The sequence below is a fragment of the Bacillus cereus group sp. Bce019 genome (assembly GCF_051781745.1).
In the GTDB taxonomy this organism is placed as follows: Bacteria; Bacillota; Bacilli; order Bacillales; family Bacillaceae_G; genus Bacillus_A; species Bacillus_A cereus.
The window spans coordinates 78,674-103,056 of sequence record NZ_JBPWJX010000008.1; the positions used below are offsets into that span (position 1 = coordinate 78,674).

A 24,383-nucleotide genomic window follows, 5' to 3' on the forward strand; every position below is an offset into this window, starting at 1 on the left:
ATTTTCTTGCTATAATAAGAAAAAGAAAATGCGGGGGTGGAATGAATATGTTATATGAAAACGGCGTAGATAAACTGCTTAGTTTAAGCAAAAATATTTCTGAATTGTATCGAGAATTAAATGAAATGACCCGGATTTTAACGGACTGTAATCGAGAAAGTGTGAAGTTTGATCGGTTATATGTAAAAGAGGTACTGTGGAAGAAAGAAGATGTAATAGAGAAATATGACCAGCTGCTTGTGCAACTTTGTATAAATGAATGCTTTGATCTAAAAAGTGTCATTACAGGGGAATATAAGTATACATATGAAGAAGTAGAAAACATCGTTTTACAATTTAATGAGAAGTATAATGTCGTAATTTTAATTAAAGATGTTTGTAAAGAATTACAGTTTACATATGGCATAGATATGGATATAACGAGAACAGCTCGAGTATCAACAGCTCAAGTATAAAAAGGGAAAAGAAAGCAGATCCTTTGCTTTCTTTTTTTATGTGATAACAGGGAGAGTAGGTTTTTAAGATGAAGGGGAAGTTACAAAATATTCATCCGTTAGGAATGACAATTATAATAGGGACTTTATTTGCGAGGTTCGCCACGTCAATGAGTATTCCTTTTTTAGCAATTTATTTAACGACTGTTAAAGGCGTATCAGCTGGAATGACGGGTGCTATTATTGGAACGAGTGCACTTGTTGGAGTGTTTGCTAGTTTTATCGGAGGGAATTTATCTGATCGATTCGGTCGAAATATGATTCTAATATGCTCCATGATCGTTTGGGTGTTTGTATTCATAGGATTTTCACTTGCAGATCATGTTTTAAGTTTCTTTTTATTAAATGCTTTAAATGGATTATGTAGGTCCTTTTTTGAACCGACGTCAAGAGCATTATTATCAGATTTAACGAAACCAGAGTATCGTTTACTCGTATATAATTTGCGTTACGGTGCAATCAATGTTGGAGTAGCGATTGGGCCACTTGTCGGATTACAGATTGGAAGCGCAAAATCAACAATTCCTTTTTTAGTAGCAGCTGGAGTATATATTCTATATACAGTTATACTAGCGTTCCAATTCAAGAAATATCCAGTGGAACAAAAGACAATCAATAAAGAAAAGCCTGTTACAATGCTAAATGCGCTGCGTATATTACGAAAGGATGTCGTATTTTTAGTTGCGTTAGTTGGTATTATTTTGAGTAATTGTGGTTTTTCTCACTTAACGACGACAGTATCACAATATTTTGCAAATGCACATATATTTGAGGATGGAGTGAAGCTATTCTCATATATGCTCGCTTTAAATGCAATTGTTGTAGTGATTATCCAATACCCTGTTATTCAAATGTGCAAAAAGTATACACCGTTAACATCAATTATGGTTGGGACTTTATTTGTGAGCGGGGGATTATTTGGCTTTGGAATAGTAGAATCTATGCTAGGTGCTGCCGTTTGTACAATTATTTTTACAATTGGAGAAGTCTTAATGTTTTCGATGACGGATGTATTTATTGATGATATTGCTGTTGCGCATCTAAAAGGAACATACTTCGGTGCGATGGGTTTTTCGGGAATTGGAGCAGTAATAGGTCCGTGGTTTGGAGGAGTACTTCTCGATTACTACGGGTACCAAAATGGGTTTGCAGTATTTTCAGCATTAGCTATATTTTCAACTGTGGCATTTCCTGTGCTTTTAGTTACAAAAGGTTTATCGAAAAAAAGATATGATAGAAATTCTAATATAGAAATACATGCGAAATAACATAAGCCCCAGTAACCAACTGGGGCTTAGTGTGTATTATATTAACTCTTAATTTGAAAAAAGAACTTTCTTTTCATGCTTATCAGCAACTTCATTTTTGGAAATATGAATGGCTAAATATCCATTTTCTAAGCAGGCTAGCATCTTCTTATAAATAATATTATCGGGTAAAGGAATGATCCGCTGTAAAGAAATATTTTTATGAAGTATGCAAATGTTTAGGCCTGTCTCCATCTTTTTAATGGCTACATTTTGTTCAGTTACATTTGGTACATCTGTTTCCAAAATGTATTCTTGTTCTGTTTCACAAAGGTCAATATGAATTTGATTTGGGAAACTAAAGTTGCTACAAGAATCAGAACAAAACTGATCCATCCATTCTTCGAAACCATCAACATGAAAAAGACAATCCTTCTTTTTCTTGCCCATGTAAGACACCCTCCGTAAAATCTCAATTCATACTATGTTATGCATGAATGAATTAGGGGTGAAGAATAAATGGAAAAATATAAACATTGTATGTGGAAAAGATAGCTAGTGTGCACTTTTTGTTTTACATGTCATGATGCGCATGATTTTTTTGGCGTGAATGGTTACGGTTTTTTACTTTATGAGATCCGCTTAATGGTTCAGGTTGTCCTTTTTTTTCTTTCGCTTCACGATTGTTTTTTCCCATTGTATGTGACACCTCCTCTTCCTCTTTAGAATGAGAGAAGTTTGCAAATTTATACGAGAATGTTTTTAGAAAAAAAGGTAAAGATAATTGGGACTAACTATTACAGAAAGGGGATTATATAATGCCATATCATAAAGATAAACAACAAGCGTTTCAAGCAGCTCAGCAAGGTGTTACACAAGCAGAAAATGCATTTAACAACATTATAAAAAATGATCCAAACTACGGTCATGATTTAAAAGAATTACGCCAAGAGGTTCAGGAAGCGTATGAACAAATTCAAAATGCACTAGAAGTAGCTTCAGAAACACAACGCCCACAACTTGAGCAATACGAAAATAACCTTCAAAATATTATGCAGCATGTAGATCAATTAGAAAAGTAAATGAGGTTGTTGTGTATTCGACAACCTCATTACTTTAACGAACATTATGCTAAAACAGAAAAATTTTCTACTCGTTTTTTCTTTATTATGCGCATTACATATATTTCAAGTTGAAAAAGTGGAAGCGAAAATGTTGCTCAGAAAAGAGCTAGAACCAACTGGCTATGTAACATGGGAAGTACCTAATAATGAAAAGATTATTGCTATTACATTTGATGATGGACCGGATCCAACTTATACACCACAAATTTTAAATTTATTACGTCAATATAAAGCAGAAGCGACATTTTTTATGATTGGATTTCGGGTTCAGCGTAATCCATATTTAGTGAAACAAGTGTTAAAAGAGGGACATGAAATTGGAAATCATACGATGAATCATTTGTATGCGAGTAATTCATCAGATGAAAAATTAGAAAATGATATTTTAGATGGAAAGAAATTTTTCGGAAAATGGGTGAAAGAACCTTTGCTATTCCGTCCACCGGGTGGATATATTAACGATGCTGTATTTAAAACAGCGAAAGAAGCTGGTTATCAAACTGTTCTATGGTCGTGGCATCAAGATCCACGTGATTGGGCAAATCCAGGGGTTGAATCCATTGTAAATCATGTAGTGAAAAATGCAAAAAGTGGTGATATTGTATTGTTACATGATGGGGGAAATAATCGTAGTCAAACAGTAGCAGCGCTAGCAAAAATTTTACCTGAACTGAAAAAGCAGGGCTATCGATTTGTAACGGTTTCGGAATTGTTACGTTATAAACATTAGAAAAAATCCCAAAAGGTGAATGCTCCTTTTGGGATTTTTCGTTACTGGTTCTTTTTGCGTTTCTTATTATTTTGTCGTTCTGCAGCAGTTAAGTTTTCATTTGCAAACTCTTCGTTATAACCAGCACCTTGTCCTTGTGCAGATGCCGCATTCATTCCTGAAATAGTATGATTTGCTTTTCTTTTACCCATTTTATTTCACCTCTATAACTTTTTTTGTAAGTTGCATGATGAGCAGTTCATAGTATGTATGAACTGTAAAGAAAGCGCTAATAGAGCACTTTACTTTATGGTAATAGTATTCATAAGGAACATGAACACTATTCAAATTTAGAAACATAAAGAAAACTTATGATAATCTATAAGTTTCTTATTATTTACTTATTTAGAAAGTTGTAATAAGATATTATCGTAAGGTATTGAAAAGTTTGTCTACATTTTATATTCAGACAACTTAGTCACGTTTAACAGGGGGGAAACATAATGGTCAAACATAATCCATTTCAATCACGCGCAACTTTTGAAGTAGATGGAAAAACGTATCATTATTATGATTTGAAAGCGCTTGAAAACGCAGGGGTTGGCAACGTATCTCAATTACCATATTCCGTGAAAGTTTTACTTGAATCAGTACTTCGTCAAGTAGACGGACGTGTAATCACAGAAGAGCATGTTACAAATTTAGCGAAATGGGGAACGAAAGATGTGCAAGATATCGATGTTCCATTTAAACCATCTCGTGTAATTTTACAAGATTTCACTGGTGTTCCAGCTGTTGTTGATTTGGCTTCGCTTCGTAAAGCAATGGCAGACATGGGTGGGGATCCTGATAAAATTAATCCGGAAATTACTGTAGACCTTGTAATCGATCACTCTGTACAGGTTGATAGAGCGGGTACGGCAGACGCGCTTGCATTCAACATGGACTTAGAGTTTAAACGTAATGAAGAACGTTATAAATTTTTAAGCTGGGCACAAAAATCATTTGATAACTACCGCGCAGTTCCACCAGCTACAGGTATTGTACACCAAGTAAACCTTGAATATTTAGCACCAGTTGTTCACGCGGTGAAAAATGCTGAAGGTGACTTAGTTGCATACCCAGATTCATTAGTTGGAACAGACTCACATACAACAATGATTAACGGTATCGGCGTTCTTGGTTGGGGCGTTGGTGGTATTGAAGCAGAAGCAGGAATGCTTGGACAGCCTTCATACTTCCCAGTACCTGAAGTAATCGGTGTAAAATTAACTGGTACACTTCCAAGTGGTACTACAGCGACAGACGTTGCATTAAAAGTAACACAAGTATTACGTCAAAAAGGTGTAGTTGGTAAATTCGTTGAGTTCTTCGGTAATGGACTAAAGAGCATGCCTTTAGCTGACCGTGCAACAATTTCAAACATGGCACCAGAATATGGCGCAACTTGTGGATTCTTCCCAATCGATGATATTTCATTAGAATACTTACGTTTAACAGGTAGAGATGAAGAACAAATTCGCGTTGTTGAAGAATACTGTAAAGCGAACGGCTTATTCTATACAGCAGACAGCAAAGATCCAATTTACACTGATCTTGTTGAAATTGATTTAAATACAATTGAATCTAACCTTTCTGGACCGAAACGCCCACAAGATTTAATTCCACTTTCAGATATGAAAGATGCGTTCCACAAAGCTGTTGTAGCACCAGTTGGAACACAAGGACTTGGATTTAATGAGCAAGAGTTCGATAAAGAAGTGAAGGTTACATTAGAAGATAAAGAAGTAACGATGAAAACAGGTGCAATTGCAATCGCTGCAATTACAAGCTGTACAAATACATCAAACCCATACGTATTAATTGGAGCAGGTTTGGTTGCGAAAAAAGCAATTGAAAAAGGCCTTGTAGTACCTGAGTACGTAAAAACATCATTAGCACCAGGATCTAAAGTTGTTACAGAGTACTTAGATAAGTCTGGTTTAACAACATATTTAGATCAATTAGGTTTCCAAACAGTTGGTTACGGCTGTACGACTTGTATCGGTAACTCTGGTCCATTAGCGCCAGAATTAGAAGAAGCAATCGCAGCAAACGACTTATTAGTAACATCTGTTTTATCTGGTAACCGTAACTTTGAAGGTCGTATTCATCCACTTGTAAAAGCGAACTACTTAGCATCACCACCACTTGTTGTGGCATATGCACTTGCAGGTACTGTTGATATTGACCTGAAAAATGATGAAATCGGTAAAGATGCAAATGGCAATGCTGTTTACTTCAACGATATTTGGCCATCAGCTAAAGAAATTGAAGATGTAGTTCAAAGCGTTGTTACATCTGAACTGTTCAAGAAAGAATATGCACAAGTATTTAACAGCAATGAGCGCTGGAATGAAATCCAAACTTCAAACGAAGCTTTATATACTTGGGATAATGATTCAACATATATTCAAAACCCACCATTCTTTGAAGGTTTATCTAAAGAGCCAGGTGAAGTTGAAACATTATCAGGCCTACGCGTAGTTGGTAAATTTGGTGACTCTGTAACGACAGACCACATTTCACCAGCAGGTTCAATCGGTAAGCATACACCAGCTGGACGCTACTTATTAGAAAACGGCGTACAACCAGTTGACTTTAACTCTTACGGTTCTCGTCGTGGTAACCATGAAGTTATGATGCGTGGTACATTCGCGAACATCCGTATTAAAAACCAAATCGCACCAGGAACAGAAGGCGGATATACAACATATTGGCCAACTGGTGAAGTAACATCTATCTATGATGCTGCTATGAAATATAAGGAAGATGGAACAGGTCTTCTAGTTGTTGCTGGTAAAGATTACGGTATGGGAAGTTCTCGTGACTGGGCTGCGAAAGGTACTAACTTATTAGGTATTAAAGCAGTAATCGCAGAAAGCTTCGAACGTATTCACCGCAGTAACTTAGTGTTAATGGGTGTACTACCACTTCAATTTAAAGATGGCGAAAGTGCTGAAACGTTAGGTCTTGTTGGTAACGAGTCATTTGAAATTCAAATCGACAAAACAGTTAGACCACGCGATCTTGTAAAAGTAGTTGCAACTGATTTAGATGGCAACGAAAAACAATTTGAAGTAGTAGCTCGTTTCGATAGTGAAGTAGAAATTGACTACTACCGTCACGGTGGTATTCTGCAAATGGTTCTTCGTGAGAAAATCGAAGAGTCAAAAGTGTCGAACTAAATAATTGAAATGAACAATAAGGAAGCTAACAATAGTTAGCTTCCTTATTTTATGGAAAGGGATGAAACCATATGGTTTCATCCCTTTTTTTTTACTACGAAAAGTGGAGGGAACGTCATGAAAGAATATAAAAGAATATTGTTGCCGTTACGAAAAGAGAAAATATTAGTAATGGCAGCTGTATGTAGTGGGATAATTGCTGCCATTTTAAATTTATCACGCCCAATTTTCATGGGATTAATTGTAGACAATCTTATTCAAAGGGAGCTAAAAGGTGCGTATTTATATATAGCTTTGTTTGCGGGTATTCGCTTTTTAATGTGGACGAACAATCTTTTATTTGATTATATAAGCTCAAAAGCGAGTCAACGTATATTACAAACGAAACGTATAGAATTATTGCGTCACTATTTCTCATTACCGTTTGAAGAGAGTGAGAAGATTAAGCAAGGGGAGTTAGAAACTTTGGTCGTATCTGATATTCCGAACTGGGTCAGATTATATGGCTCTATATTAATAGAGTATATACACGCTATTGCCCAATTTATTGGAGCTTTCATAGCACTACAACATATAGATTTGCAGTTTATATTGTGGGTAACTCCGTTTTTATTTTTAAGTGCAATTGTTCCAATACTGATGGGAGGAAAGGTAAGGGATATTGCAAGCATTGCTCAAAAAAATCAATCGAGTGTTGTAGAGATGGTGTCACAGTTTGTAAAAGGTATACAAGATTTACGTAGTTTACAAAAAGAAAAATGGGCCATTCGCTTATTTAAAGGAGTAACGGCACAATCTTATAAATCGGAAGTAAAGAAGACGATGATGCAACATTGCATTGGAGTAGTTGAAACAGTGATTGAAACAGGAGCATATATCGTTGTTCTCATTGTAGGTGCACAAAAAATAATGAAAGGGGAAATGGAAGTTGGTTCACTTGTTGCAGTGTTAGCTACAATTGAAATGGTCTTTTTCCCAGTCCGTTACGTGGGCGATTTATTAATGATGACACAAGTTGCAGTCGCTTCGGCAAATAGAGTTTTTTCCTTTTTAGATAAAAGAGTGGCAGATAGTAATGTAGAAAGAGCGATGGGGATCAGGATAACAAATGTTTCATTTCAGGAGAATGATGAAAAGAAATGCAGAATTCATAATATTGATTTGCAAATTCGTCCTGGTGAACTCGTTATTATTGTGGGAGAAAGTGGTGCAGGAAAAACAACGCTTTTAAAGTTAATAACAGGCTTGTATAAACCATCTAACGGTAGCATTGCTTATTATGCTAATGAAGCTCGTATGACTACAGTGTGGCAAGAACCACGTTTTTTCCGAACGACGGTAACAGAGAATATGTATTTCGGGGAAGAGGGTTTAGAAAATCAGTTAGAAAAAAATAGTGAACTTATAAATGCAACGCCGATTATTAGAGGGTTACCTGAAGGGAGTCAAACTGTGCTACATAAAAGCGGTGAAGAGTTTTCAGGAGGCGAAAAAAAACGTCTTGCATTATTACGAGCAATTGGTTCAAATCCGAATCTTATTATTTTAGATGAACCGACTGCGGGGTTAGATCCGAGTAATCAAGAAACTGTTTGGAATATGATTGAAGGACTAGGAAGAGATGTAACGAGAATTGTGGCAACACATGATGTAGAGAAAGTGATACTAGCGGATCGTGTTGTCATAATGAGAGAAGGAAGTATTGTTGCATGTGGAAGTCCTGAAAAATTAATAAATAGTCATTCATTTTGAAAGAGATGTGAATAAAGATAAGAGCAGTGACCTTATCTTTATTCAACATCATTTATTTGATATTGGATAGATTCTGAATGATTTAGATCTACGTTAAAAGTAGCAGTCATAAGGAAAGTTGCAATTCCAAGGATTAAGAAAAGGACGAATGAGACTAGAGAGATGTAAAGACAAATACGCCCTACTTTCTTTTTTTCAAGATCGTTACTAAAGAGTGAAATGATCCATGTAATAATACCGATTGGGTATAAAAGAAAACTAAGAATATATAATGTTATTTTTTCGAATGAATTCATAAAAAATCCCCCTTTTGTTGAAGTTTATATAACTACGAAAGTAAAAAGGTGAATGGGCCCATAAGAAGATAAACAACACTTCATCTGTTTTTCTAATCATATGATAAAAAGGAAAAGATTACACTTCAAATAAGAATATTCTAATTATTTCGACTCTGAATATTTCCAAGCTTGTCCGTATAAGCTAAAATAAGATATATAGTATTTTGATGAATGTGTTAAAAGAAGATAATACGTTAGGGTGATATAAAATGTGGCGGAAGCTTACGATTATTGTAGTGTTACTTTGTTTAGCGGGATATGCAGCTTATGAACAGTTTGGTAATAAAGAGCAGGCGGTAAAAGTGAAGCAAGAAAAAAGTGAAGCTGCGATGAAAGAGATTATCGCAAGGAATGGTATTGAGATAGGGAAGAGCGCACCAGACTTTGAATTAACTAAGTTAGATGGGACAAATGTAAAGTTATCGGATTTAAAAGGAAAGAAAGTAATTTTAAACTTTTGGGCTACGTGGTGTGGACCATGTCAGCAAGAAATGCCTGATATGGAGGCTTTCTATAAAGAACATAAAGAAAACGTAGAAATTTTAGCAATCAATTATACGCCTTCAGAAAAAGGTGGGGGGGAAGAAAAGGTAAGCAATTTTATTAAAGAAAAAGGAATTACTTTTCCTGTCTTATTGGACAAGAACATTGATGTGACAACAGCGTATAAAGTAATTACGATTCCAACTTCGTATTTTATAGATACAAAAGGTGTCATTCAAGATAAGTTTATTGGGCCGATGACGCAAAAAGAGATGGAGAAAAGGGTTGCTAAATTAAAATAATGGTGAAAAGGTAGAGATGGAGAGTTCCCATTTCTGCCTTTTCTTTTTCAAGTAGTAATCACTTCATGATATGATGTAAGAAATATAAACGTTTAGAGATAAAGGAGTGTATGGAGTGGGGAATGTATCCTTACCGTTAGATTATGTTGTAATTGATTTTGAAACAACAGGATTTAACCCTTATAATGATAAAATTATTCAAGTTGCAGCGGTGAAATATCGTAATCATGAACTGGTAGATCAATTTGTTTCATACGTGAATCCAGAGCGGCCAATTCCGGACCGAATAACGAGTTTAACAGGTATTACCAATTATCGCGTTTCAGATGCACCGACGATTGAAGAAGTGTTACCTTTATTTTTAGCATTTTTACATACAAATGTTATTGTGGCTCATAATGCTTCTTTTGATATGCGCTTTTTGAAAAGTAATGTAAATATGCTGGGGCTGCCTGAACCTAAAAATAAAGTAATTGATACTGTATTTTTAGCGAAGAAATACATGAAGCATGCGCCTAATCATAAACTTGAAACGTTAAAACGAATGCTTGGAATTCGTTTAAGCTCTCATAATGCATTTGACGATTGCATTACGTGTGCTGCTGTTTATCAAAAGTGTGCAGCTATTGAAGAAGAAGGACACAGAAAAGTAAATAAGGTCTCACTTGATGAAATTGTAGTATACAAAGCGGTGAAAGAAATGCTTGCACGTAATAAACGTAATGTAGAATGGCTACGTTGTATGAACGTAGGAAGTTATCTAGATATAAAAGCTTTTTATCCAGTTATGAGAGTAAAGGTAAAAGGGCGAAAGAAATATGTATTAACAGACATATTAGAAGAAGATGTGAAAGAAATATGTACAAGCTTAAAATGTGAACCAGCGTTAAAAAGTGAAGTTGGTAATACGCGAATTATGCTTAATAGCTTAGAGGATGTTATGAAATTAGAAAGTTATATTTTAGAGCAGTATGATTTTGTATTACAGGCGCTTCATGATTATAAAGAAAATGAAATGAATGCGGATGAAAAGTTAAAAGAGTATTTGAATATTATGGTATAAAAAACTCCGTGTGCAATATATTGTACACGGAGTTTTTTTAGGAGTACTAAAACATAAAATTTTCTTACAAATCTGATTAAAGAGTTTTTCGTTTGCTCATACTATGTAATAAGAAAGCGAAGGAGAGAGGGTGAACAACATGAGAAGAAGTCGCCGTAAATCGTTTGAAGAACTTGTAAATGAAAATAAACAACAATTATTAAGCGATCGTGATGCAATTGATCGCATTGAAGAGCGCATTGAAAAACGTTATGAAATGAAACTTTTTAAGCAAGCTGAATAATTCTTAACACTAGTACGATACTAGTGTTAAGGAGGCGATAGTAATGGGTAATCCGAAAAAAAATTCAAAAGACTTTGCGCCAAATCATATTGGAACACAATCGAAAAAAGCTGGTGGAAATAAAGGAAAGCAAATGCAAGATCAAACAGGTAAACAACCGATTGTTGATAACGGTTAAAGAAAAGGAGAATATTACATTCTCCTTTTTTATGTATAAATTTGAGGGAAGATAGGTAATTTAAGATGGTGTGTATATACAATATTAGGAGGGAAGTACATGCCAAATCCAGATAATCGAAGTGACAACGCTGAAAAGTTACAAGAAATGGTGCAAAATACAGTTGATAACTTTAATGAAGCAAAAGAAACAGCGGAACTTTCTAATGAAAAAGATCGTGCTGCTATTGAAGCAAAAAATCAAAGACGTTTAGAAAGTATTGACTCATTAAAAAGTGAAATCAAAGATGAATCTTAACAAAATGTACAAAAAGGGCTGACTTTTGTCAGCCCTTTTTCGTAATCGTAAAATTTTCAACGAGTAAACGCCAATTTTGTGGGAATGGTAAACCGATTTTCCAGTAACTAATACCACCTATACCTTGTTCTTTCATTAAATTGAATTTACTTTGAATAGACCGTGAATCTTCAAACCAAACTTCGTGTTGCACGCCGTTTTCATCAAAATAATTAAAATGAGGAGCTTGGGCTGTGAAATCATAACGAATAGGGACATTATATTTACGAGCTAGTGCAACAGCTGCGACAGAGCTAATTGCTTTTGCGGGTGGATTTCCTTGTTTAAATGGAAGCTTCCAATCAAATCCGTATAAATTTTGCCCCATCATAATTTTTTGGGGAGGCATTTGAGATTTTGCATATTGAAGTACTTCTTTCACCGGACCGATAGGAGAAATCGCCATCGGTGGCCCGCCCTGCCATCCCCAGTCATATGTCATAATGACGACGAAATCAACAATTTGCCCTTGCGCTTTATAATCGTGAGCTTCGAAAAATTTTCCCTTTTGATTTGAACTTGTTTTCGGTACGAGAGTTGTGCTCAATGTGTACCCGCTAGGTAAGCGTGTTTTTACATTTCGTAAAAAACGATTATACGCTTCGCGGTCTTCAGGTGCTACACTCTCGAAATCGAAATGAATGTCTCGCATACCATATTTCTCAGCTGTTTGCAAAATGTTTGTAATAAATTTGTTTTGAATCGTTGCGTCGCGTAAAATAACCGATGTTAGATCGGCACTGAAATTACCATTTTCAATATTTGTAATAACGAGCATAGGGATTGTTTTACCCTGCGTTGCAATATTAGCGATTTTAGCTGTTTCAGTAGGTTCTTTTAATGTGCCATCTCTTTTTGCCTCAAAACTAAAATAAGCTAAGTATGTTAAAAATGGATTGATGGCACGTGTAGCATTAACTAAACTCTCTTTAATCGGTATAGTGGAAGGTTGTAAATAAGCGATGGATTCTACAGCTCGTTTTGTACCTTTTGGTACGTATAATTGTTGTCCGACATGGAGAATAGATTTTAAAGATAAATTATTAACTTTAGCTAAACTAGCGAGGGGGACATTATATGTTTGAGAAATTCGATATAGGCTGTCACCAGGCTGTACATAATAATTATTCCCTTTCGTATTAACGATAAGTGCCTGACCAACAACGAGCGTTTCAGCTGGATTTAATCCATTGTCTTTTACTATTTCGTCAGGTGTTGATCCATATTTTGATGCCAAGCTATATACGCTATCACCGCTACGAACCGTTACAATTTGAATCATATGCTTGCTCCTTTCGGTAAAAGATTCACTATTTTTATTTTATTTTTGATGTCACTGTATTATGATTAAATGTATGCAAGGTAGCAGAAGTGAAAGAAGGCGAATACATATGTTTGTAGCAGAACATGAAGTTGAAATCCGTTATGCGGAAACAGATCAAATGGGTGTTGTTTACCATTCAAACTACTTAGTGTGGCTTGAGTTAGGTCGCACGAAACTTATACAAGATTTAGGTTTTTCATATGTTGAAATGGAGAAAGAAGGAATTATTTCTCCTGTGTTAGATTTACAAATTTCATACCGTAAAGCGATGCGTTACGGAGAAAAAGCAATCGTAAAAACATGGGTAGATACTGTGAGCCCACTTCGCGTTGTATATGGATATGAAATATATAATGGTGATGGTGAACTTTGTATTACTGCAAGTACAACGAATATTTGTGCGAAAAAAGAAGGGTTCCGCCCTGTATCATTTAAAAAGTTATATCCTGAGTGGTATGCGAAATATGAGGAAATTAAGAAAAAATAAAAAAGCGTGGCAGAAGCCACGTTTTTTTATTTTTCATAATTAAATTGTGGGAAGTCGTCACCTTCGTTAAGTGTAACAGATAAATTATGTCCATCGAAGAACCATTCATCATCGCCTTCAATAAAGAAGTTAATACCTTCTTCTTGAATTTGAACAGCAGGATGTGCAGGATCATCTTTACGAATACCTAAAGAAAGTCCTTTTTGCACAGTACTGCAACCACCGTATTGTACGAAAAAGCGTAGTGTTTCATTTGATTGTAAGTTTAATTCATTTTTATACCATTGTGCTGCTTCTTTTGTTACGGAAAGATTCATGTATAGTTCCTCCAAATTATGTTGCTTTTTCTTTAGTATAAAAAATAACGCAAAAAGACGCTATTAATATGCTTCACGTTTTCTTTTTGCGTTATGTGGGTTACGATCTTATTTTTGCTTTTTTGAAAAGTTTGCTTTTGGTTCAGTTTTATTTATAATTCGTCCGATATTTGCACGGTGTTTATAAATAACCATACCTGCTAATAAACACATCGCAATAATGAAGATTTTATCCCCGCTAACAATGGATGCAATAACAGCAACAACTGCTGTTACCATAGAAGAAAGTGATACGTATCTTGTTGTAAATAAAAGGGTGAAAAATACAACAGCCAATATTGCAAAAACAACTGGTGAATAGCATAATAGCACCCCAGCAGAAGTTGCAACTGCTTTACCACCGCGGAATTTCGCGAAGATTGGATAGACATGTCCAAGAACAGCCGCTAACCCGAACCATAGTGGATGAATATCTAATCCGAAAATCATTGGTAGACTTGTTGCTAATGTCCCTTTTAAAATGTCAGCAATTGTAACGGTAAAACCTGCTTTTTTCCCTAATGTGCGGAATGTGTTTGTTCCGCCTAGATTACCGCTCCCGTGCTCACGAATATCGATTCCGTAGCCGATTTTTCCAACAACTAGTGCAAATGGAATCGAGCCAAGTAAGTAGGCAACGATAAATAAAAGATATGTAGTAACCATAAGTTCAGTCTCCTTTATTCAAATGTGTTGATAAAGGGTAAAAAGAGTTTTTCCCGTATATTGTACCATACATTTGTAAAGAGCACATTTCTTTTTTGTAAATGAAAAATTCATTATTTCGTGAAAAAAATTTCACAGTAATGTTACATTTCTCACAGAAACAGTAAGACTATATGTAGTAACATTTTAATCAAAAGATAACAACATATTGGTGGAGGGTTATAAATGTTACAAAATAATACACGTGGAGAAGAAGAATTAATGAAAGTGTTTGAGACAATAGTCCACGGCAATGAAAAAGATTTGATGCAAGAAAATGCAAATGTAGACGGCCGCTCTCCAATGGGCGTAATGGGAACGTTCGCATCTGAGAGTGCAAAATATTATGCTGTTGAGAATTTATTGTCAGATCAAGTGAAAAAAGCGATAAATGAAAATATATTATATCCACATGATTTAGATTTTTATGCAACAGGAACGACGACTTGTTCACAAATTCCGTTAGCGCAAATGCTTGCTAATGGTTTTCATACTGGACATGGACATATGAGACAACCGCAAGACATTAAAAGTGCATTGGCTCTTTCGTCTATTATTTTTCAAGCGAATCAAAATATGCAGCATGGTGGTCAATCGTTTGCACTCTTTGATATTGATTTAGCACCTTATGTACGAAAAACAATTGAGAGACATAAAAAACGATTACAATCATATCCGCTTACGAAAGAACAAATAGAAGAATTTTCATGGAAAGAAACGGAAAATGATACGTATCAAGCGTGTGAGGCTTTCGTTCATAATTCGAATAGTATGCATAGTAGGGGCGGAGGACAAGTACCGTTTATTTCTATTAATTATGGAACAGATACATCAAAAGAAGGAAGAATGTTAATTAAACAACTTTTAAAAGCGACACAAGCTGGACTTGGTAAAGGAGAGACACCGATTTTTCCGATTCAAATTTTCAAGATGAAAAAAGGTGTGAATTTTGAAGAAAGTGATCCGAACTACGATTTATTTGAATTAGCATTAGAGACAACCGCAGAGCGATTATTCCCTAACTTTTCATTTTTAGATGCTCCGTTTAATGCAGTGCATTATGATGGAAGACCAGAAAGTGAAGTATGTTACATGGGATGTCGTACCCGTGTTATGTCTAATATACATGGAGAAGAAACAGCGATTGGTAGAGGGAATTTATCATTTACGTCTATTAATTTAGTGAAATTAGCGTTAATTAGTGGTTCAAAAGAAGCGTTTTTTGAAGCGCTAAACTATTATTTAGATTTAGGAATTAAGCAGTTATTAGAAAGATTTGCGTATCAATGTACGAAGCGAGCAAGAGATTTTCAGTTTTTATATTCACAAGGTGTATGGCGTGGTGGAGAAACGTTGCATCCTGAAGACTCCGTAGCCTCAATTTTAAAACAAGGGACGTTAAGTATTGGTTTTATCGGTCTTGCGGAATGTTTAGTAGCTTTAACAGGAAAGCATCATGGGGAAGATGAAGAATCATGGAAACTTGGGTATGAAATTATTTCCTTTATGAGAGATAGAATGGATAAAGCGACAGAAGAACATCAACTGAATTTCTCAGTAATTGCAACTCCAGCAGAAGGATTATCAGGGAAGTTTGTGAAAAAAGATAGAAAAGAATTTGGCGTGATTAGCGGCATAACGAACCATAATTACTATACGAATTCATTCCATATTCCAGTTTATTATAACATTCAAGCGATAAATAAAATTCGTTTAGAAGGTCCGTTCCATGCTCTCTGTAATGGAGGACATATTACTTATATTGAACTAGACGGAGCAGCAATGCATAACAAAAAGGCATTAAAACAAATTGTACAAGCCATGGCAGAACATGGCGTTGGATACGGTTCAATTAATCATCCTGTTGACCGTTGTAAGTGCTGTAGTTATCACGGGGTTATTGGGAATGAATGTCCAAGTTGCGGGAATGAAGATGAGGCTAATATAGAAAGAATTCGCCGTATAACAGGCTATCTTGTAGGAGATATGTCAAAGTGGAATAGTGCGAAACGTAGTGAAGAGATAGATCGGGTGAAACATAAATGAAAGTGATGAATATTATTCATGATAGTGTAGTAGATGGAGAAGGATTGCGGACAGTCGTGTTTTTTGCGGGCTGTCCGCATCGTTGCGTTGGTTGCCACAATCCGAAATCGTGGAATATTTGCAACGGAACGGAAATGACAGTAGAAGAAATTGTGAAAGAGATTGCAAGTAATCCATTAACTGATGTAACATTTTCAGGTGGAGATCCATTTTTTCAAGCTGCTGAAGTGAAAAAGGTAGCAAAAATCGTGAAAGATTTGAAAAAAAACTTATGGATGTATACAGGTTATACGTTAGAAGAGATACAGAGTTCTCAAAATAATGATATGATAGAGTTGTTACATTATGGGGATGTTTTAGTCGATGGAAGGTTTGAAATTGAGGAAAAAGATTTAACACTTCCATTTCGCGGAAGCTCCAATCAACGTATTATTCGATTGAAAGAGTAAAAAGGCGGGATAGATTATATGAACAAAACGGTATTGCTTGTTGAAGATGAAAGAAGATTACGTGAAATTGTTAGTGATTATTTTCGTAATGAAGGCTTTGAAGTAATCGAAGCAGAAGATGGAAAAAAAGCGCTAGAGTTATTTGCAGAGCATGAAATTGATTTAATTATGTTAGATATTATGTTACCGGAAATAGATGGATGGTCTGTTTGTAGAAGAATTAGAAAAGAATCAGCAGTACCAATTATTATGTTGACAGCGCGTTCGGATGAGGATGATACATTGCTAGGTTTCGAATTAGGTGCAGACGAGTATGTAACGAAACCATTTAGCCCGAAAGTATTAGTAGCTCGTGCAAAGACGTTATTGAAACGTGCGGATGGTGCGGTAGGAGTAGCGGAAGAAAATGCTATGTCTTTAGCTGGAATAGAAGTGAATCGTCTATCTAGAACTGTTTTAGTAGATGGAGAAGAAATTATATTGACACATAAAGAATTTGAACTTCTTGTGTATTTAATGGAGAACAAAGGAATTGTGTTATCACGTCAACATTTATTAGACCAGTTATGGGGATATGACTATTACGGGGATGACCGAACGGTTGATACCCATATTAAAAAACTTCGAAATAAGCTAGGAGATAAAGCGAAGCATATCGGTACTGTTATTCGAGTTGGTTATAAATTTGAAGAATAATCTAGAACGATTTGTGTAATTTAGCCTAGGGAAATGGTAATTTTATACTCTCTTTTGAAGGTAAAATGTACAAAAAATACTTTTTTTGTCTACAATGTTAGATAAGTGTATTTTTTTAATTGGATTTCACGATGAGTTCACAAGAAGGACACAAAACGTGACTATACTGAAAATACGAATTCACCAGAGAGGGGAAATAAAACATGGGATATTACGACGGACCAAATTTAAATGAAGAGCATAGTGAAACGAGAGAAGTGAGAAAATCAGGTAGTAAAAAAGGCTATTTCTTCACAGGTTTAGTGGGAGCTGTAGTCGGAGCGGTTTCGATTAGTTTTGCAGCACCATATATGCCATGGGCTCAAAATAATGGAGCGCCAGTATCATCATTTAGTTCGGATTCAAAAGTAGAAGGTACTGTAGTTCCTGTTGTAAATAAAGCGAAAAATGAAACTGATTTACCTGGTATGATTGAAGGGGCGAAAGATGTTGTTGTAGGTGTTATTAATATGCAACAAAGTGTTGATCCATTTGCAATGCAACCGACAGGTCAAGAACAACAAGCTGGTTCAGGATCAGGTGTTATTTATAAAAAAGCAGGGAATAAAGCATATATTGTAACAAACAACCATGTAGTGGATGGAGCAAATAAACTTGCTGTGAAGCTGAGCGACGGAAAGCAAGTTGATGCGAAATTAGTTGGTAAGGACCCTTGGTTAGACTTAGCAGTTGTTGAAATTGATGGATCTAATGTAAATAAAGTTGCCACTTTAGGTGATTCAAGTAAACTTCGTGCGGGTGAAAAAGCCATTGCAATCGGTAACCCACTAGGATTTGATGGAAGTGTAACGGAAGGTATAATCAGTAGTAAAGAACGCGAAATTCCGGTTGATATTGATGGCGATAAACGACCAGATTGGCAAGCGCAAGTTATTCAAACAGATGCAGCGATTAACCCTGGTAACAGTGGTGGTGCATTATTTAACCAAAATGGTGAAATAATTGGGATTAATTCAAGTAAAATTGCACAACAAGAAGTTGAAGGAATTGGATTTGCTATTCCAATTAATATCGCAAAACCAGTTATTGAATCTCTTGAAAAAGATGGAGTAGTAAAACGTCCAGCGCTTGGAGTAGGTGTTGTTTCATTAGAAGATGTGCAAGCTTATGCAGTCAATCAATTGAAAGTACCGAAAGAAGTAACTAATGGTGTTGTATTAGGTAAAATTTATCCAATCTCACCGGCTGAAAAAGCTGGTTTAGAGCAATATGATATTGTAGTAGCATTAGATAATCAAAAAGTAGAGAATGCTCTTCAATTCCGTAAATATTTATATGAAAAGAAAAAAGTAGGCGAGAAAGTAGAAGTTACATTCTACCGTAACGGTCAAAAAATGACGAAATCGGCTACTTTAGCAGATAATTCAGCTACAAAGAATCAATAATCGAAATAAAAGAAAGTCTCTTTCATATTGAAAGAGACTTTCTTTATCGGCTATACTAAAGGAATAGGAGGGATTAATTATGACAATTGAAAACCCAACTCGTACGGAAATTGGTGAAGTGTTAAAGAAAAGCAAAACAATTGCGGTTGTTGGATTATCAGATAAGCCAGAACGTACATCGTATATGGTTTCAAAAGCAATGCAAGATGCTGGATACCGCATTATTCCAGTTAACCCAACAGTAGATGAGGTGCTTGGAGAAAAGGCAGTTTCTTCACTAAAGGATATCAAGGAACACGTTGACATTGTAAATGTATTTCGTCGCTCAGAGTTTTTAATGGATGTTGCAAAAGAATTTGTAGAGATTGATGCAGATGTTTTTTGGGCACAATTAGGAGTACAAGATGAGGATACATATAAACTTTTAAAAGAAAAAGACTATACTGTAATAATGGATCGTTGTATTAAAGTAGAACATGCGATGACAAAATAGTATAGATTTAAAGGTAGAAAGATTGATTCAGCCCTCATTATAGATAAGTAGGGCCGATGAACGAGGTGTTCATCATGAGATTTTTTAAAGGCTGTTTTTGGGGATTGTTATTTGTAATCCCATTTTGGATCTTGATCATTTGGATCATAATAAAGGTTTGGAATGTGTAATCTTGGAATACATATCCATTTCTCGTTGACAAACGATTATTTTTCTGAAATAGTAGCCTAGAGGAATCCTTGTGAGAAAACAAGGATTTTTCTATTGAAAATGGTATATAAAAGAGATAAGATAACTTGCCAAAACGATAGTCGAGGCGTTATTCTATAATAGAAACATATGTTCTGATTTTGGATTAGGAAAGGGGCAAGGAGTTTGGCGAAGCATCAGTTCCAATATAATGAAGATGCGATTCAAGTGTTAGAAGGACTTGAAGCCGTTCGAAAACGCCCGGGTATGTATATCGGGAGCACGGACAGCCGTGGATTGCATCATTTAGTATATGAAATAGTAGATAACTCCGTTGACGAAGCGTTAGCGGGATTTGGCGACGAAATTTCAGTCGTAATACATAAAGATAATAGTATTAGCGTTATAGATAAAGGGCGAGGAATGCCTACGGGAATGCATAAACTTGGGAAACCTACACCTGAAGTTATTTTAACTGTACTTCATGCCGGTGGTAAGTTTGGTCAAGGTGGTTACAAAACGAGTGGTGGTTTGCACGGTGTTGGGGCATCAGTTGTAAATGCCTTATCAGAATGGTTAGTCGTAACGATTAAGCGTGACGGAAATATTTACGAACAACGCTTTGAAAATGGCGGTGTTCCTGTAACGACGCTTGAGAAAATCGGGAAGACGAAAGAGTCTGGTACTACGATGCATTTCAAACCAGATACAACGATTTTCAGCACAACAAATTATAATTATGAAACATTATGTGAGAGATTACGTGAATCTGCATTCTTATTAAAAGGAATGAAAATCTCGATAAAAGATGAACGAAATGATTTAGAGGATGTATTTCATTATGAAACGGGAATTGAAGCTTTTGTTTCATATTTAAACGAAGAAAAAGATTCCATTCATCCAGTTGTATATTTCACTGGTGAACAAAATGGAATTGAAGCAGAACTAGCATTTCAATTTAACGATGGCTACTCAGAAAACATTTTATCGTTTGTAAATAACGTACGTACAAAAGATGGTGGAACACACGAAGCTGGATTTAAAACAGCGATGACGCGTGTGTTTAACGAGTATGCTCGTAAAGTAGCACTATTAAAAGAAAAAGATAAAAACTTAGAAGGCACAGATATTCGTGAAGGTGTAGCGGCTATCGTTTCGGTACGTGTACCAGAAGAAGTGCTTCAGTTTGAAGGGCAAACGAAAGGGAAACTAGGTACAAGTGAAGCGCGTTCTTCAATTGATGCCATTGTATCTGAGCATTTAGCATACTTTTTAGAAGAAAATCCTGATGTAGCTACACTTCTTGTGAGAAAAGCAATTAAAGCAGCACAAGCCCGTGAAGCAGCCCGTAAAGCAAGAGAAGAAGCGCGTAGTGGTAAGAAAAAGAAAAAATCAGAAGGTACGTTAAGCGGGAAATTGACACCTGCACAATCACGTAACCCGCAAAAAAATGAACTATACCTAGTAGAGGGTGACTCTGCCGGTGGTTCTGCAAAACAAGGACGAGACCGACGTTTCCAGGCCGTATTACCGTTACGTGGTAAAGTAATTAATACAGAAAAAGCAAAGCTTGCTGATATCTTTAAAAATGAAGAAATTAATACAATCATTTATGCGATTGGCGGCGGTGTAGGAAATGAATTTGATGTTGAAGATATTAACTACGATAAAGTTGTAATTATGACCGATGCCGATACGGATGGGGCTCATATTCAAGTATTGTTATTAACGTTCTTCTACAGATATATGAAGCCACTTATCGAAGCTGGTAAAGTGTTTATCGCACTTCCTCCTTTATACAAAGTAAGTAAAGGAAAAGGTAAGAGTGAGGTAATTGAATACGCTTGGTCAGATGAGGAATTAGACGATGTAACGAAAAAAGTTGGAAAAGGCTATATGTTACAACGCTATAAAGGACTTGGTGAAATGAATGCGGATCAATTATGGGAAACAACAATGAATCCTGAAACGCGTACATTAATTCGCGTGAAAATTGATGATGCAGCAAGAGCAGAGCGCCGCGTAACAACATTAATGGGTGATAAAGTAGAACCGCGCCGTAAATGGATTGAACGTAATGTACAGTTTGGTATGCAAGAAGAAGGAAATATTTTAGAAAATGAAATGATTATGGAGACGGAGGTGGAATAACATGCAAGCAGAGAAGTTTCATGACCTCCCGCTTGAAGACGTGTTAGGTGATCGCTTTGCACGTTATAGTAAATATATTATTCAAGATCGTGCACTTCCAGATGCGCGTGACGGCTTAAAGCCAGTACAAAGACGTATTTTATATTCTATGTATGTAGAAGGTAATGTACATGATAAAGCGTTCCGTAAGTCAGCTAAAACAGTCGGTAACGTTATTGGTAATTATCATCCACATGGTGATTCCTCTGTATATGAGGCGATGGTACGTTTAAGCCAAACTTGGAAAGTACGTAATGTTTTAGTTGAAATGCATGGTAATAACGGTAGTGTTGACGGGGATCCAGCAGCAGCAATGCGTTATACGGAAGCTCGTTTATCACCAATTGCATCTGAGTTATTACGTGATCTTGATAAAGAAACAGTAGAATTCGTATCAAACTTTGATGATACGAGTGAAGAACCAGTTGTATTACCAGCAGCGTTCCCCAATTTATTAGTGAACGGATCTACAGGGATTTCCGCTGGTTATGCAACAGAAATTCCTCCCCATCATCTTGGAGAAGTTATTGATGCTACAATGATGCGTATCGATAAGCCAAATAGTACTGTTGACGATTTATTAACAGTTATGAAAGGACCAGATTTCCCAACAGGCGGTATTATTCAGGGGATTGATGGTATTAAAAAGGCGTATGAAACAGGTAAAGGTAAAATTATTATTCGCGGAAAAGCAGAAGTTGAAACAGTGCGCGGTGGGAAACAACAAATTGTAATCACTGAAATTCCTTACGAAGTGAATAAGGCAAACCTTGTAAAGAAAATGGATGAATTACGTCTAGATAAAAAGTTAGATGGTATTGCTGAAGTGCGTGATGAGACAGATCGTACTGGTTTACGAATTGTTGTTGAATTAAAGAAAGAAGCAAACGCCGAAGGTATTTTAAATTATTTATATAAAAATACAGATTTACAAATTCCATATAACTTTAATATGGTAGCGATCAATAATCGTCGTCCAACACTTATGACATTACCGAAAATTTTGGATGCTTATATTGGACATCAAAAAGAGGTTATTACGAGACGTTCACAATATGAATTACGAAAAGCAGAAAATCGTCAACATATTGTAGAAGGTTTAAAGAAAGCATTATCGATTTTAGACCAAGTTATTGAAACGATTCGAGCTTCAAAAGATAAGCGTAATGCAAAAGATAATTTAAGTGCAAAATTTGGCTTTACAGAAGCACAGGCAGAAGCAATTGTTTCCTTGCAATTATATCGCTTAACGAATACAGACATTACGGCGTTACAAGAAGAAGCAGATGAGCTTAATAAGAAAATTATTGAGCTACAGGCAATTTTACAAAGTGAAAAAAGATTACTTCAAGTAATTAAAACTGATTTAAAGAGAGTTAAGAAAACGTATAGTGATGATCGACGCGCGATTATTGAAGATCAAATCGAGGAAATTAAAATCGATGTAGAAGTGATGATCCCACAAGAAGATGTCATCGTTACTGTAACGAAAGAAGGATATGTGAAACGTACTGGATGGCGCTCACATAATGCCTCAAACGGCAAAGACTTCGGTATGAAAGAGGGTGACATCTTACTTGAACGATTCGATACGAATACGACAGAGACAGTCCTCTTATTTACGAATAAAGGAAACTATATATATCTGCCAGTATACGAAATGCCAGATATTCGTTGGAAAGATTTAGGTCAGCACGTTGCTAATATCGTTTCACTCGACCGGGATGAAACAATCATTTGGGCAACTGTTGTACCGAACTTTGAGGAAGAAAAACGATTTATCGTATTTGTAACAAGAAATGGTATGATAAAGAAAACAGAATTAAATCAATATAAAGTTCAGCGTTATTCAAGAGCATTCGTTGCTGTAAACTTGAAAAAAGATGATGAAGTTGTCGATATATTTGCGACAGATGGAACGAGTGATATCGTTCTTGCTACACACGGTGCATATGCACTTATTTTCCATGAAGAGGAAGTAAGTCCAGTCGGTGTAAGAGCTGCTGGAGTGAAAGCAATTAATTTAAAAGAAGATGACTATGTCGCTTCTGGTAAACCGTTAAATGGTGACAAAGATCAACTTATTCTCGTAACACAGCGCGGTGCTGTAAAACGCCTAAAAGCATCAGAAATTGAGAAATCAACGAGGGCGAAGCGAGGTCTTGTTATTTTCAAAGAATTAAAACGTAATCCGTACCGCATTGTCGGTATTGAAATCGTTCGGGACGATGAATTAGTTTACATGAAGACAGAGAAAAACATTGTAGAAGAAATTGATCCGAAAGCGTATCGAAATAAAGACCGGTATAGTAATGGTAGCCTTGTGCTAGATGTTAATGATACTGGTGAAGTAGTAGAAACGTGGACGAAGAAAAGACCAGAATAAAGAGGGCATCTTGCTATGAATAGTAGCAAGATGCTTTTTTCTAGGCAATTTATTATGTAAATAATAATAATCTTGTTATAA

26 protein-coding genes are annotated in these 24,383 nt (G+C 35.9%); 19 read left to right on the plus strand and 7 right to left on the minus strand.

Annotated elements, in window-relative coordinates; translation table 11 throughout:
* Positions 1 to 47: 47 nt before the first annotated feature.
* Positions 48 to 455 (plus strand): hypothetical protein, encoded by a 408-nt coding sequence (locus tag ACS2QP_RS13565; protein WP_120341735.1) that lies wholly within the window; start codon positions 48 to 50, stop codon positions 453 to 455.
* 68 nt (positions 456 to 523) lie between these two features.
* Positions 524 to 1,762, plus strand: a complete 1,239-nt coding sequence (locus tag ACS2QP_RS13570) for an MDR family MFS transporter (protein ID WP_000676833.1) — start codon at positions 524 to 526, stop codon at positions 1,760 to 1,762.
* Positions 1,763 to 1,810: 48 nt separating this feature from the next.
* On the opposite strand, the gene ACS2QP_RS13575 is transcribed toward ACS2QP_RS13570, so the two are convergent.
* On the minus strand, positions 1,811 to 2,191 hold the full coding sequence (locus tag ACS2QP_RS13575) for an Hsp20 family protein (RefSeq protein ID WP_000516740.1): 381 nt from the start codon (positions 2,189 to 2,191) through the stop codon (positions 1,811 to 1,813).
* A 124-nt stretch (positions 2,192 to 2,315) separates the two neighbouring features.
* Complete coding sequence (locus ACS2QP_RS13580) at positions 2,316 to 2,438, minus strand: small acid-soluble spore protein P (RefSeq protein ID WP_000517650.1); 123 nt, start codon at positions 2,436 to 2,438, stop codon at positions 2,316 to 2,318.
* 121 nt (positions 2,439 to 2,559) lie between these two features.
* On the opposite strand from ACS2QP_RS13580, the gene ACS2QP_RS13585 reads away from it, so the two are divergent.
* On the plus strand, positions 2,560 to 2,823 hold the full coding sequence (locus tag ACS2QP_RS13585) for a hypothetical protein (RefSeq protein WP_153581156.1): 264 nt from the start codon (positions 2,560 to 2,562) through the stop codon (positions 2,821 to 2,823).
* A 46-nt stretch (positions 2,824 to 2,869) separates the two neighbouring features.
* Positions 2,870 to 3,595, plus strand: coding sequence for a polysaccharide deacetylase family sporulation protein PdaB (pdaB, locus tag ACS2QP_RS13590; protein WP_438882508.1), 726 nt, complete (start codon positions 2,870 to 2,872; stop codon positions 3,593 to 3,595).
* 41 nt (positions 3,596 to 3,636) lie between these two features.
* On the opposite strand, the gene sspO is transcribed toward pdaB, so the two are convergent.
* Positions 3,637 to 3,786: an acid-soluble spore protein SspO gene (gene sspO / locus ACS2QP_RS13595; protein ID WP_000518051.1), complete on the minus strand. Its 150-nt coding sequence runs from the start codon at positions 3,784 to 3,786 to the stop codon at positions 3,637 to 3,639.
* Positions 3,787 to 4,077: 291 nt separating this feature from the next.
* Here sspO and acnA point away from each other — a divergent pair, with 291 nt between their 5' ends.
* Positions 4,078 to 6,801, plus strand: a complete 2,724-nt coding sequence (gene acnA / locus ACS2QP_RS13600; protein ID WP_000238566.1) for an aconitate hydratase AcnA — start codon at positions 4,078 to 4,080, stop codon at positions 6,799 to 6,801.
* 117 nt (positions 6,802 to 6,918) lie between these two features.
* A complete protein-coding gene (locus ACS2QP_RS13605) occupies positions 6,919 to 8,553 on the plus strand; it encodes an ABC transporter ATP-binding protein (protein ID WP_326262883.1) in 1,635 nt (544 codons plus the stop codon).
* A gap of 38 nt (positions 8,554 to 8,591) precedes the next feature.
* Here ACS2QP_RS13605 and ACS2QP_RS13610 read toward each other — a convergent pair whose 3' ends face one another.
* Complete coding sequence (locus ACS2QP_RS13610; protein WP_001083876.1) at positions 8,592 to 8,849, minus strand: hypothetical protein; 258 nt, start codon at positions 8,847 to 8,849, stop codon at positions 8,592 to 8,594.
* Positions 8,850 to 9,100: 251 nt separating this feature from the next.
* Between ACS2QP_RS13610 and ACS2QP_RS13615 the strand changes: the two genes are divergently transcribed.
* The 5 genes from ACS2QP_RS13615 to tlp all read left to right on the plus strand — a co-directional run bounded on the left by ACS2QP_RS13615 (position 9,101) and on the right by tlp (position 11,497).
* On the plus strand, positions 9,101 to 9,676 hold the full coding sequence (locus ACS2QP_RS13615; RefSeq protein WP_000269084.1) for a redoxin domain-containing protein: 576 nt from the start codon (positions 9,101 to 9,103) through the stop codon (positions 9,674 to 9,676).
* Positions 9,677 to 9,791: 115 nt separating this feature from the next.
* Positions 9,792 to 10,739: a 3'-5' exonuclease gene (locus ACS2QP_RS13620; RefSeq protein ID WP_326262884.1), complete on the plus strand. Its 948-nt coding sequence runs from the start codon at positions 9,792 to 9,794 to the stop codon at positions 10,737 to 10,739.
* 139 nt (positions 10,740 to 10,878) lie between these two features.
* Positions 10,879 to 11,022, plus strand: coding sequence for an FbpB family small basic protein (locus ACS2QP_RS13625; RefSeq protein ID WP_001254699.1), 144 nt, complete (start codon positions 10,879 to 10,881; stop codon positions 11,020 to 11,022).
* A 43-nt stretch (positions 11,023 to 11,065) separates the two neighbouring features.
* Complete coding sequence (gene sspN / locus ACS2QP_RS13630; protein WP_000527987.1) at positions 11,066 to 11,200, plus strand: acid-soluble spore protein SspN; 135 nt, start codon at positions 11,066 to 11,068, stop codon at positions 11,198 to 11,200.
* Between the two features lie 99 nt (positions 11,201 to 11,299).
* Entirely contained in the window at positions 11,300 to 11,497 is a 198-nt protein-coding gene (tlp, locus tag ACS2QP_RS13635; protein ID WP_001133511.1) for a small acid-soluble spore protein Tlp, read from the plus strand.
* Positions 11,498 to 11,525: 28 nt separating this feature from the next.
* On the opposite strand, the gene ACS2QP_RS13640 is transcribed toward tlp, so the two are convergent.
* Positions 11,526 to 12,818, minus strand: a complete 1,293-nt coding sequence (locus ACS2QP_RS13640; RefSeq protein ID WP_153581159.1) for a glycosyl hydrolase family 18 protein — start codon at positions 12,816 to 12,818, stop codon at positions 11,526 to 11,528.
* A gap of 109 nt (positions 12,819 to 12,927) precedes the next feature.
* Between ACS2QP_RS13640 and ACS2QP_RS13645 the strand changes: the two genes are divergently transcribed.
* The gene (locus ACS2QP_RS13645) at positions 12,928 to 13,347 is read left to right on the plus strand and encodes an acyl-CoA thioesterase (RefSeq protein WP_000495812.1); all 420 of its coding nucleotides are present in this window, start codon (positions 12,928 to 12,930) and stop codon (positions 13,345 to 13,347) included.
* A gap of 26 nt (positions 13,348 to 13,373) precedes the next feature.
* Here the strand turns inward: ACS2QP_RS13645 and ACS2QP_RS13650 are convergent, their stop codons facing one another.
* The gene (locus ACS2QP_RS13650) at positions 13,374 to 13,664 is read right to left on the minus strand and encodes a HesB/YadR/YfhF family protein (protein ID WP_001054453.1); all 291 of its coding nucleotides are present in this window, start codon (positions 13,662 to 13,664) and stop codon (positions 13,374 to 13,376) included.
* A 108-nt stretch (positions 13,665 to 13,772) separates the two neighbouring features.
* Complete coding sequence (plsY, locus tag ACS2QP_RS13655; RefSeq protein ID WP_000258974.1) at positions 13,773 to 14,369, minus strand: glycerol-3-phosphate 1-O-acyltransferase PlsY; 597 nt, start codon at positions 14,367 to 14,369, stop codon at positions 13,773 to 13,775.
* Between the two features lie 225 nt (positions 14,370 to 14,594).
* On the opposite strand from plsY, the gene ACS2QP_RS13660 reads away from it, so the two are divergent.
* The 7 genes from ACS2QP_RS13660 to parC all read left to right on the plus strand — a co-directional run bounded on the left by ACS2QP_RS13660 (position 14,595) and on the right by parC (position 24,302).
* Positions 14,595 to 16,454 (plus strand): anaerobic ribonucleoside triphosphate reductase, encoded by a 1,860-nt coding sequence (locus ACS2QP_RS13660; protein WP_438882509.1) that lies wholly within the window; start codon positions 14,595 to 14,597, stop codon positions 16,452 to 16,454.
* A complete protein-coding gene (gene nrdG, locus ACS2QP_RS13665; protein WP_000867076.1) occupies positions 16,451 to 16,903 on the plus strand; it encodes an anaerobic ribonucleoside-triphosphate reductase activating protein in 453 nt (150 codons plus the stop codon). The genes ACS2QP_RS13660 and nrdG overlap by 4 nt, the downstream gene beginning before the upstream one ends.
* An 18-nt stretch (positions 16,904 to 16,921) precedes the next feature.
* Entirely contained in the window at positions 16,922 to 17,599 is a 678-nt protein-coding gene (locus ACS2QP_RS13670) for a response regulator transcription factor (protein ID WP_001044679.1), read from the plus strand.
* A 203-nt stretch (positions 17,600 to 17,802) separates the two neighbouring features.
* The gene (locus ACS2QP_RS13675; protein WP_000542646.1) at positions 17,803 to 19,044 is read left to right on the plus strand and encodes a S1C family serine protease; all 1,242 of its coding nucleotides are present in this window, start codon (positions 17,803 to 17,805) and stop codon (positions 19,042 to 19,044) included.
* 79 nt (positions 19,045 to 19,123) lie between these two features.
* Positions 19,124 to 19,537 carry a CoA-binding protein gene (locus ACS2QP_RS13680; RefSeq protein WP_000151390.1) on the plus strand — a complete coding sequence of 138 codons (414 nt, stop codon included), beginning with the start codon at positions 19,124 to 19,126 and terminating at the stop codon, positions 19,535 to 19,537.
* 375 nt (positions 19,538 to 19,912) lie between these two features.
* Complete coding sequence (gene parE, locus ACS2QP_RS13685; RefSeq protein ID WP_153581163.1) at positions 19,913 to 21,877, plus strand: DNA topoisomerase IV subunit B; 1,965 nt, start codon at positions 19,913 to 19,915, stop codon at positions 21,875 to 21,877.
* 1 nt (position 21,878) lies between these two features.
* Positions 21,879 to 24,302, plus strand: a complete 2,424-nt coding sequence (gene parC / locus ACS2QP_RS13690) for a DNA topoisomerase IV subunit A (RefSeq protein ID WP_001147464.1) — start codon at positions 21,879 to 21,881, stop codon at positions 24,300 to 24,302.
* The last annotated feature ends 81 nt before the right edge of the window (positions 24,303 to 24,383 follow it).